Origin of the sequence: Pseudomonas sp. NFACC02 (assembly GCF_900110765.1) — a bacterium.
GTDB lineage: Bacteria > Pseudomonadota > Gammaproteobacteria > Pseudomonadales > Pseudomonadaceae > Aquipseudomonas.
In genome coordinates this window covers 1-3613 of record NZ_FOEO01000088.1, presented here as the reverse complement: position 1 = coordinate 3613, position 3613 = coordinate 1, and the positions used below count along the sequence as shown (strand labels likewise).

Below are 3613 nucleotides of genomic sequence, written 5' to 3'. Positions count from 1 at the left end.
TCGCTGCGGCCCGCGGTGACGGTGATGACGTGCAGCACTTCGCCCGTCGCCGTGTTCGTGCGGATCTCCAGGCCCGGCAGGTAACGCACTTCGTTATGGTGGGCGACGGTTTTGGCTTGTGTGATCCTGACTTTACGCACGCGCATGCCCGCTGCGTCGTAGCGATAGACCTCACTGTCATTGACGCCAGACTCACGTACTACAGGCGTGACTTCGCTGAGTTGATCACGCACATCCCACTGCAACGTCTGATCAGGTTGCAAGGCTCACAGATTACCGTTGGCGTCAAAGGCGTTAGCAATCTGCTCTTCATTCGGTGGTTGCGCGCCGGTGTCCAGCAGACTGCGATTACTGTCCCAAGCCGTCGCAAATCGTCGAGTGAAATTCCGAGCCCCCACATGCACCAGTGTTCGCAGATTCCGACCTGCGTCATATTCATAACGCTCTGTGTAGAGGACGAGTTCATTGCCCGTCGAGAACTGGCGACATTTGTCAGTACCGAGACCTCGTCGAGTGTCGACGGCTTCATAACCAGTCGCCTCAATCAGTTGGTACAACGTGTCGTAAGCAAACGTGCGCAACGGCTCGATCTGTTGATTGGCAAAGTACCGGGTGGGCTGGGCGTGATCCTGGATACTGACGACATTGCCGACCGGATCGTAGGTGTAATGCAGATCCTGCCGTTGGCCGTAGTCGGTACTGACTCTGGTCAAGCGACCGTCCAACGGGTCGTTATGGAGGGATGTAACGACGCCATTGCCCGTAATCTCGCAGGAAAGCCGCCCTTGGGCGTCGTAGACCATATCACTGATCAGCGTTCGGACTCCTTGCTCCGGTGTGTTCAGCCTGAACTGCCTGAGCTCGCCCGATACCGTCTGGCTATATAGCCGTACATTTCCCATGGTGTCGGTTTCTTGCAGCACGTCGCCAGCAGGGCCGTATCGCCAGCGCGTGCTTGCGCCGCTTCCTGCCTCAAGCAAGGAAACAGACCCGGGCCAGTTGGGTAATTCAAGGCCTGTCAGAAACCGCCGTGCCTGCTCCAGGACCACGCCCGATATACCGAACTGTGAATATGACACCGAACCTACCATGTCATCGTGACGCGTCAGCTGCCCGCACTGATTGGCGGGATTGTCCTGCGGCCCGGCATAATCAAAAAGCTCAATGCATTGCTCCAGCGCCTGCGCTGGCTTTTCAAATATCGCCACGGACCTGAGCAAACCGTCATAGTCCACCCGCCGTCGTGTGCCCCGGCCGTCCCAGCTTGCCCTCACTTGACCCGCGTCGCCGGGTAAGCTGACCTGCCATCCTGAGTCAACACTGTCACGCCCCAGCACTTGGCCGGACAGAGAATGGATGTGGGTGAGGTTCGCGCGGGCACTCTCTTCGACAAAAAGCCTTGCGTCCCAGCGATGCGTCTTACGCCCGGCAAGGTCAAAGGCCGCACGGTGGATTCTGGCGACCGCAGAATCACCATCAGTCTGCCGATGCCAGCCCACTGAGCGCACAACCAGGCCCCGAGCGTCTATAGCCTGCAAAGTCGGAGTGTGGACGTGGAGGAGGCGCGCGGTGCCGACCATGGCGGAATCGTCCTGTTGTACTGTTCAAAGCATACATCGGCGCTTTAGACCGGACCCAACAGGCAGACAAACGGGTAAAGACTGGCATCTGATGGACCGGGAATATCCATGGGCAGTTTACTCCGAAGCGCAATTCTGCGTGCTGCACCGCAGGCAATTGAAGACTTAAACAGACGCAACGGTACGCACGCCCGCTTTTCCGCAGTCGAGCGTAAATCGCAAGGCGCTTCAACGCCTGATCTCTCATGATCGTTACCGCCAGGAATGGCCGCTACCGATTTCTATAAAGTTGTGCAACGGCATTCGTTTTTTCCCTTCGTCGGTGAACGTTTTCCCCCCCGTCCTTTTTATGTCGGCGATGAGATTTTTATAACCCGGACTTTGATGGGTCAGGACGTCAGTAAACACTTTCGGCCCCGTCACTTCTGACACAAACTGCATTCGTCCCTTCCAGTCCTCTTGGGCGAGAAACGTTTCTCCAAGCCCTCTTTCCATATATTTTTCGGCTCGACTCTCTACCGTTTTGATGAGGAGCGTCAAATTTTTATTGTCAGCATGGGCCGCAAATGAGCTGTTGGGCACCAGCATTTCAGAAGGGGCCCAAGGGGGCCTGACAGGATGCAACGTATAAACACGACCCGGTTTACTTGAAAAGATTTTGGGCTTTAGCCCTTTCTCAAAGTGATCATCCATGTCCGAGTAAACACCACCATAGTGGTTAATTAAGCTATACCTCAAAACATCGCTGGCAGCTGCATAGTTGCGCTTATCCGAGCCGTACAAATTTGAGTAAATCTTATAGGAGGCGGTGCGCTCAAATTCTTTAAAAAACGACTCTTCACGCAACACGGAAACATTAGCATTAGCCTGCTTCTTTAATGCATTCTTCATCCACGAAGCATCGACACCCTTTACAAGATCCAGATGCAAAATCACCTTATAATCGGGATTTAACCTGGCAGTCTCCCCGACGTTTTTTACATAGCTTACGGGAGGGTCCTTACCTAACCAAATGTAGTGGATTTCGTTAGGGACCGTAGGTTTTCGCCCCAAGTCATCCACCAACGTAACAGGACTATTGCGCACCATCCGATACAGGTTTGGTCCATCGACATGCCCCGCCGGATCCGGATTAATCCATCGCATCAACCACGGCGCGTAATACCTCAAACCGTAATAATAAAGCCCCGTCGCATCCCGCTCCTTGCCTGAATAACGAATCGTCTTGTAGCTGACCTCCACTTCGCTACGTCCAGCGAACCACGCCGTCTCGCCATACGGGTAATAGATTTCCTGGCTGAGCAGTTGCGCCTTGGCATCCAGTTCCAGTGTGCTAGAGCCCAGATGGTCAGAAAGGCTGTAGCGAACCTGATCGTTTTCGAGGGTCTCCGGCTTTCCGGCTTGCCAGTGCAACACCCGCACATCGCTGCGGCCCGCGGTGGCGGTGACGACATGCAGCACTTCTCCCGTCGCCGTGTTCGTGCGGATTTCCAGGCTCGGCAGGTAACGCACTTCGTTATGGTGGGCGACGGTTTTGGCCTGGGTGATCCTGACTTTACGCACGCGCATGCCCGCTGCGTCGTAGCGATAGACCTCACTGTCATTAATGCCGGACTCGCGCTCCACCGGCGTGACTTCGCTCAGCTGGTTGCGAAAGTCCCAAGCCAAATCCTGACCCGCCTGTAGCGTTCGCAAATTACCGTTCGGGTCGAAATTCGCAACGATCTGCTCCTCGCTCGGCGGCTGATCCGCTGTTTGCAACACACTGCGATTACTCGTGCTCGCCGTGGCAAAGCGTCGGGTGAAGTTTTGCACCCCGACATGCACCAGCGTTTGCAGATTTCCGCCTGCGTCGTAGTCATAACGCTGGGTATAGCCACCGAGTTCGTCCGCCTGGGCGAAGGTGCGAAACGCATCGTTGCCAGGGCCACGACTCAACGTTTTCGCCTCATACCCGGTGGCTTCGATCAATTGATACAACGTGTCGTAGGCAAATGTGCGCAGCGGTTCAACTTGCTGGTTGGCGAAGTAGC

At 55.4% G+C, this 3613-nt stretch carries 2 protein-coding genes and 1 pseudogene; all 3 read right to left on the bottom strand.

Annotation, left to right across the window (positions count from 1 at the left end):
• A pseudogene (locus tag BMY73_RS27665) lies at positions 1-263 on the bottom strand (RHS repeat protein); the annotation flags it as partial.
• 3 nt (positions 264-266) lie between these two features.
• Entirely contained in the window at positions 267-1580 is a 1314-nt protein-coding gene (locus BMY73_RS27660) for an RHS repeat domain-containing protein (RefSeq protein ID WP_092411104.1), read from the bottom strand.
• 252 nt (positions 1581-1832) lie between these two features.
• A partial coding sequence (locus BMY73_RS27655; RefSeq protein ID WP_305882062.1) for an RHS repeat-associated core domain-containing protein occupies positions 1833-3613 on the bottom strand: 1781 nt, incomplete at its 5' end.